Here is a 1759-nt window from a genome sequence, read left to right as displayed (position 1 = left end):
TGAAGGCCTCCCAACGGCCAGGCTCCTCGAACATGTAGTTGATGGCTTTGGCGACCGGGTTGTGCTTGGACATGCGGGATCGTTCGGCCTTGAGCCAGTCGTGCAGGTCTTCAACGAGCGGGCGGACCAGATCGTGGCGGGCCTTGCGGCGTGCCTGGGCATCCAGCCCGTTGATTCCGCGCTCGACCTCGAAGATGGCATCGAAGCGGCTGAGGGCTTCCAACGCCACGGGCGAGATCTCTTCGGCAACCTTTTTGCCTTTGCGGGCGGTGGCCTTGATGTCCGCCAGTTCGAAGAACTTGCGCCGGGCGTGGGACCAGCACAGCGCACTGAGCGCCGGGGACGGCTTGTGATCGGCCCTGTAGAGGTCATTGTAGCCGCCATAGGCATCGGCTTGGAGGATGCCCGTCCAGCCCGCAAGATGTTTGGTCGGATGTTCCTTCCTGCGATCTGTCGAGAAGTAGAAGAGCGCCGCCGGTGGCGCTCCACCTGCGAAGGAGCGATCGTCGCGGACATAGGTCCAAAGCCGGGCTGTTGTGGCGCCACCCTTTGCCAGGAGCGGGACCGTCGTGTCATCGGCATGCAGACGCTTGGCGGCGAGGACGTGGGCGCGGATCAGCGCGTGGATTGGGGCCAAGGCCTCGGCGCATGTGCCCACCTGATCGGCCAGGGTCGAGAGGCTGATCTCTACGCCTTCCTTGGCAAACCGCTCGGCCTGCCGGTTCAAGGGCAGATGCTGTCCAAACTTCTCGAAGAGAATGGTGGCCAGCAGGTTGGGCCCGGCCCAGCCCCGAGGCGTGGGGTGGAATGGCGCGGGCGGCTGGCTGATCTTCTCGCAGTCTCGGCAGGTGAACTTCTCGCGGACCGTCTGGATGACCTTCCACTGCCGGGGAATGACCTCGAGCGTCTCGGTGATGTCTTCGCCCATCTTCACGATCCGCCCCGAGCCGCAACAGGTGCAGGCGGCGGGGGACTTTATCACAACGCGCTCGCGCGGGAGATGCTCGGGGAAGGGTTTGCGCCCAGGGCGGCGGCGCTCGAAGGCCCTAACCCCGGATGTTGGCGCTTGGACCTCGGCCTTGACCCTGTCGGCGGCGATGTCGGTCTCCAGGTCTTCGAGCTGCATCTCCAGCTGCAGGGTCAGCCGGGCGCGACGTTCGGAACTCACCCCAAACTGTTCCCGCCGGAGCTTGGCGATCTCCAGACGGAGGTGGCGGATCACGTCATCGGAGGCCGAGATTACGGCGCGCGTCCGCGCCAATTCCTGCTCGGCGGCGGCGGCCCGCGCCTCTGCAGCCGCGAGTGCGGCGCGCAAAAGCGTGATCTCTGATGGGTTCTCCGACATGGGAGAGGATTATCATGGCGGGGCGGAATATACCAATAAAACAAAGGGAAACGAGCCCTTATCCTGCCGATGCAGGCCTCTGCGTCCATCGCGGATTGCGCCAGTCTATGCCTTCCAAGAGATAGCCCAGCTGGGCCGCCGAGACCTGAACTGCGGTTCCGTTCTCGCTGACGGGCCAGATGAACGTCCCGGCCTCCAGCCGCTTGAGGTAAAGCGACATGCCCACCCCGTCGTGCCAAAGCACCTTGATCAGATCGCCCTTGCGGCCACGGAAGCAGAAGATCTCTCCGCCGTGCGGGTCCCGCCCGAGGCCCTGCTGAACCTTCAATGCGAGGCTGTTCATCCCGCACCGCATGTCGGTCGCGCCGCCCGCAATCCAGACCTTTGCTGCCGCAGGGAACGCGATCATGCCCG

Annotated in this window: 2 protein-coding genes; both read right to left on the bottom strand. The window is 64.7% G+C overall.

Translation table 11 applies throughout. The annotated features are described in order from the left end of the window. A partial coding sequence (tnpC, locus tag GV832_RS21580; RefSeq protein WP_168776916.1) for an IS66 family transposase occupies positions 1 to 1345 on the bottom strand: 1345 nt, incomplete at its 3' end. Positions 1346 to 1403: 58 nt separating this feature from the next. After that, the coding region (gene tnpB, locus GV832_RS21575) for an IS66 family insertion sequence element accessory protein TnpB (protein ID WP_354002005.1) at positions 1404 to 1759 on the bottom strand (356 nt) is incomplete at its 5' end.

The sequence above is a fragment of the Stagnihabitans tardus genome, from assembly GCF_009925085.1.
In the GTDB taxonomy this organism is placed as follows: Bacteria; Pseudomonadota; Alphaproteobacteria; order Rhodobacterales; family Rhodobacteraceae; genus Stagnihabitans; species Stagnihabitans tardus.
This window is presented reverse-complemented; position numbering and strand designations above follow the sequence as displayed.